This window comes from Pseudomonas sp. RA_105y_Pfl2_P56, from assembly GCF_963970845.1.
Lineage (GTDB): Bacteria > Pseudomonadota > Gammaproteobacteria > Pseudomonadales > Pseudomonadaceae > Aquipseudomonas > Aquipseudomonas baetica_A.
The window spans coordinates 1-3,664 of the sequence record NZ_CAXAPL010000083.1; the positions used below are offsets into that span (position 1 = coordinate 1).

General features: G+C 62.0%; 8 protein-coding genes and 1 pseudogene. All 9 read right to left on the bottom strand.

The window, feature by feature from the left end:
- On the bottom strand, positions 1-88 hold an 88-nt coding region (locus AACY11_RS28575; RefSeq protein ID WP_445261994.1), incomplete at its 3' end, for a DUF6890 family protein.
- A 23-nt stretch (positions 89-111) separates the two neighbouring features.
- Entirely contained in the window at positions 112-402 is a 291-nt protein-coding gene (locus AACY11_RS27985; RefSeq protein WP_339433269.1) for a putative phage tail assembly chaperone, read from the bottom strand.
- Entirely contained in the window at positions 399-926 is a 528-nt protein-coding gene (locus tag AACY11_RS27990) for a lysis system i-spanin subunit Rz (protein ID WP_339496290.1), read from the bottom strand. The genes AACY11_RS27985 and AACY11_RS27990 overlap by 4 nt, the downstream gene beginning before the upstream one ends.
- Complete coding sequence (locus AACY11_RS27995) at positions 923-1,450, bottom strand: lysozyme (protein WP_339496292.1); 528 nt, start codon at positions 1,448-1,450, stop codon at positions 923-925. The genes AACY11_RS27990 and AACY11_RS27995 overlap by 4 nt, the downstream gene beginning before the upstream one ends.
- Positions 1,447-1,743, bottom strand: coding sequence for a hypothetical protein (locus tag AACY11_RS28000; protein WP_339496293.1), 297 nt, complete (start codon positions 1,741-1,743; stop codon positions 1,447-1,449). The genes AACY11_RS27995 and AACY11_RS28000 overlap by 4 nt, the downstream gene beginning before the upstream one ends.
- Positions 1,743-1,952 (bottom strand): TraR/DksA family transcriptional regulator, encoded by a 210-nt coding sequence (locus AACY11_RS28005; RefSeq protein WP_339496295.1) that lies wholly within the window; start codon positions 1,950-1,952, stop codon positions 1,743-1,745. Before AACY11_RS28005 ends, AACY11_RS28000 begins: the two co-directional genes overlap by 1 nt.
- A complete protein-coding gene (locus AACY11_RS28010) occupies positions 1,952-2,404 on the bottom strand; it encodes a phage protein (protein ID WP_339433274.1) in 453 nt (150 codons plus the stop codon). The genes AACY11_RS28005 and AACY11_RS28010 overlap by 1 nt, the downstream gene beginning before the upstream one ends.
- Positions 2,405-2,410: 6 nt before the next feature.
- Positions 2,411-3,526: a DUF2586 domain-containing protein gene (locus tag AACY11_RS28015; RefSeq protein ID WP_339496296.1), complete on the bottom strand. Its 1,116-nt coding sequence runs from the start codon at positions 3,524-3,526 to the stop codon at positions 2,411-2,413.
- An 11-nt stretch (positions 3,527-3,537) separates the two neighbouring features.
- Positions 3,538-3,664, bottom strand: a pseudogene (locus AACY11_RS28020) (virion morphogenesis protein); the annotation flags it as partial.

A 3,664-nucleotide genomic window follows, 5' to 3' on the forward strand; every position in this document is an offset into this window, starting at 1 on the left:
TCCAGTGTTCGTCCTCCAGCCACCTGGCCGTTCCCATCGCCTCGGGCGTGGGTTCGACTCCAGGTAGCCAGCGGTTCGTCAGGGCCATGAGCTGGCCCAGTCCGTTTTCGCTTAGGCGCTCAGCGTGCTCGAGCGCTTTTTTACGATCACCTCAACGTTGGGTGCGTATTCCTCCAGCAGCGCGCCGGCGATCTGCATCACCATCACCGGGTTGGCCAGCAGCGGTTTCAGCGTGGCTTTTTCGTCCTGCTTGACGGTGGTCATCAGCAGGTTGTTGCCCGGTGCGACCTTGTTGGTCTGGGTCAGTGCGTTGAAGTATTTGGTGACGTCCGCCGGGGTCAGGTTGAAGGTGAATTCCTGCTCGCCGACTTCCAGGGTGATTTCGGTGTTCTGTTGGCTCATGGGGTTGTTCTCTTGTTGAGGTTGGAAAAAGTGGTGTCCTGGTGTGCCGGCGATCGCCGGCATACGCCACGGACGTATTGCTGGAGTCCGAGAATCATTTGCCGGCTTAGGGCGAGCTGATCTCGGAGGGTGAAATAATCCGGTCGAGCGTCTGCTGCGAGTTCGGCGCGTCCTGCATCAGCCACGCGGGCGGTGCCGGCGGTGGCGGGCACAGATCCGGCGGCGGGACAGTTGGCCCGGACGTACAACCGGCCAGTGCCATTGCCAACAGCGCGGCGCAGGCGCCCGTTTTCAGTGAGTGCATCGTTCAATTCCTTGGTGTTTCGTTGGTCGATCGCGTCGCGCTCTGCGAGCATCTCGCCGGTGATGCGGGCCGCTTCGCGCAGACCGTTCGCTTCCCATTGCGCGCTGTCACGCTCGCGCCTGGCGTCGTCGCGCTGATCGGTCACCCGATCAAACGCCACCCACAACAACAGAGCGAACAGCAGCGCGAACGGCGCCAGGCGCAACGGGGAAAGGCTCATCGCAGGCACAGCTCCATTTCAGCCAGCCGGCGGTTGTGCAAGCCTTGAACGAAGCGCTTGCGGCCCTGTGCGTCGGTGACATAAGCCCACACCGGTGTCTTGCCGTCCGGTGCCCAGGCCAACGCTTTGCAGCCGTCAGCGATGCGGCCGGCGTTGATCAATGCCACCGCCCGACTGGCGCAGGTGCTCGGCACGCCAACGTTGTGGCCATGGCTGGTCAGAGCGTCGAAAGTGTTCTGGCCCACGTCAGGGTTGGTGATGCAGTCAGCGAGCTGTAATTGCCCTTTGCTGATAACCAACTGCTCCACCTCGGCACACCCCTCGGGCGACCAGTAATCACCGACCACCACCGGAAACGGGCTGGTGTGTCGGGTGATGCCTTTGCACACGGTCGGCAATCCACCAGCCAGTTGATCGGCATAAACGGTGGTTTGGCCATTGCCTTCCCAGGTGCCCAAGAACGCCACCAGTGAGGTACTGACCAGAGCAAGCGTGCCGGCGGCGATCTTGTTGCGCAGGCTCATGGGAACCACACCCGCAACAGCGCCGGCACCACCATTTGCAGCACGGCGCCAACCAACGTGAGGATGGTCAGCAAGCGGCCTACCTTCGCGCCGATATCGTTTACTGCGACCGTCAAAGTCTGCTGACCGGCGTTGAGTTCCGATAGCTGTCCGGCCATGTGTTCAAATCCCTGTTCCAGCTTGGTGACGCGGGTTGGGACGGTTTCGTGGCGGTCTTCCAGCTCGCCTAGCCGGTGTTCGAATACGGCGAATCTCTGCTCCAGCGTTCCGAGGCGAACGGTGTCAGTTGTCATCAGCGTTTACTCTGCTCAAAGCCCGTCTGGCACGGGACACACCGAGTTTTGCCGCCCAGTGCCTGGCGCGCCGGCGGGATCTCTTTGTCGCAGTCCTGGCAATGGGTCAGGCTCGGCCCGACCGGCACAGGTTTCAGTAGCTGGGCCTTGATCGCCTGTTCACGTTGGCGCTGCTCCAGCTCCTGGGCGCGGTCGAACCAATCCACCATCAGCGCAGCCCCTCGATCTCGGTAGCGTCGAGGTACGGAACGCCATTGATGTGGATAAAGTCCGGACTGGTGACGTCGAACGGCACCTTGTGCTTGGTCTTCTCGCCGCCTTTCGGATCGATCGACAGCAGGCTGGAAATTTTCACCTTGCAGCCGAACGCCTCTACGCGCAGTTCCTCGTCTTCGCCGGCCTTGGCGAAGAACACCGCGTCAAACGGTTTGAGCTTGCGAAAGCTCCCCGCCGATCGCGCCGCATCGATCAGCAACTGAAGGTTGGAGCTGTCCAGCTCCAGTTCGCCGGCAGCGGCCACGTCGCCCTCCACGTAGCCGTCAGGCACGCCCCGGGTTTGGGCCACGGCCGAGTTGTCGGTGATGTCCAGGGTGCAGCTCTCGACGTGCAGCGACAGATCGCCCAGGCTCACGTCGAAGTTCTTGCCGCCAATTTTTGCCATGGGGCGTTACTCCGTTTTTTCGTTGGAAAGATCCAGGGCAATGTTCGCCGTGAGGTCTTTCGGGCAGTTGAGGGGTTTAAGCTTGATGTAGGCCGCGACCTTGGTTTTGCTCAGCCATTCCAGTACCAGGTCACCGTCTTTCGGCGGCTCGATGTCGCCGGGGAACACCTCGCCGTTGAACTTGATCGACTTGGCCATGGCACGCAGTGGCGCCATCAGTTGGTTGGTGTTCACCGCCATGCTGTTGGGCGTGTTGTTCAAGCGTCGATCAGCGACGCGGCGGATCAGCAGCGGGCGGATCTGGCGAGCGGCCTTGTCGGTGATGCGCAGGTATTCCACGACCTGAAAGTCGCTACCGGGGGTGTCCAGCATGTTGCCGTCACCCCAGTACACGCCCGGGTAGTCCGGATAGGTCTGCGATACAGAGAAACGTGCTCGATCCAGCTCGCTGCGTACAGCCGACGGCAGCGGCACTTTTTCACCATCCATTGGCACAGGGCCAAGGCCCAGCACCGGGCCGGTGGCGACACGCATCGGACTGTCCGCGATGCTCACGGAGGAATGCGCCAGGCGCCCGGCGAGAACGCCCAGGTCGTTGCCGTGCAGTTGCGGCACTGGCAAGACACGCGGCGCGGCCAGATCCGCCACCAGCGCCTTTTGCTCGCTCACGTACTGCGCCCAGGTCTGCTCGGCAGTGATGCCGGCAACGGATGCCATGACAAACACGCGGCGCCCGTATTTGTTGTTGAGGGTGATCGCAGCATCGTGCATGGCCGACAGCTCGGCGGCCGTGGTGACAGGCTTGGTAATCACCACAGCCTCCACGGAAAAGCCCTGTTGCTGGGCTTTTTCCAGCGCGGTTTCCCAGTCGCCTTCGGCGCCGATCGGCGCGGCGATACAGGCCCAGCGCTGACCACCGTTCAAGCGGGCGGCGGTGACTTGGGTTTTCAGATCGCTGGCCGGAAGGCCCAAAGTGGCGTCCAGATCGCTGTCGGTGTTCAGCGCGATGAACTGGCCGACGTTTTTGCCGGCGGGGCCGATGAAAAGAAAGTAACGCTCAACCTCTGTCACGGCACCCTGGCCTAGATTGAGATTGTCGACGGTGACTTGACCGAGTGCCATGCAGTGCCTCGTTAGCGGGGTGAAGTTAGGATTTGTTGAAAGACCTGGTTAACCAGCTCGCGGGTTTCGTTGCTGGTGGCCACGCCGAGGAACTGACGTTTTGGCAGGGTGATGTCCCAGCTTTGCGCGCCGGAGGTC